This window comes from Acidovorax sp. KNOB132 (assembly GCF_057541515.1).
In genome coordinates, this window is sequence record NZ_BAAJYT010000621.1 from 1 (window position 1) to 726 (window position 726).

1 protein-coding gene is annotated in these 726 nt (G+C 76.6%); it reads left to right on the plus strand.

Annotation, left to right across the window (positions count from 1 at the left end):
• Nucleotides 1-726, plus strand: a 726-nt coding sequence (locus AC27IO_RS25060; protein WP_498741324.1) for an ABC transporter permease, incomplete at both ends; no start/stop codon positions are given.

Here is a 726-nt window from a genome sequence, read left to right on the forward strand (position 1 = left end):
CTGGAAACGTCCGCCCAGGCCAGCCTGCCCGGAACGGCGGGGTCCGCGGCGGTGGCCTTGCGCGTGCTGGGCGCCGACGCGTTGCTGCTGCCGGCGATGGCCCCCGCCCTGGTGCCCCGGGCCTTCGAAGGCGCCGACCGGCTGGCGCTGCTGGCGCCGGCCACGGTGTTTCTGAACGGCGCGGCCCTGCAGGCACTCGGGCTGCGCGGCGATGCCGTGGTGCCGGCACTGCAGCTGCGCACGGGCCTGCAGGTGCACACGGTGCGCGTGGCGGGCACGGTGGCTGCGGGCGGCGCGCCGCTGGCCGTGATGGACATCGGCGCGGCGCAGGACCTGTTCCAGCGCGGCGGGCAACTGAGCCGCATCGACGTGCAGCTGCGCCCCGGCGCCAGTGCCGACGACTTCCGCCAGGCGTTGCAGGCCCTGCCCGGCGCATCGGCCGGCGTGGCCGTGCTGCAGCCCGGGGATGCCACCGCGCGCACGAGCAACCTGTCGCGCGCCTACCGCGTCAACCTGACCGTGCTGGCGCTGGTGGCGCTGTTCACCGGGGCCTTCCTCGTGTTCTCGGTGCTGGCCCTGAGCGTGGCGCAACGCGCGCCGCAGTTCGCCCTGCTGGCCGTGCTGGGCCTCACGCCCCGACAGCGGCTGGCCCTGGTGCTGGCCGAGTCGGCGGCGCTGGGCGCGGCAGGCAGTGCCGCGGGCATCGCGCTGGGCACGGCACTGGCG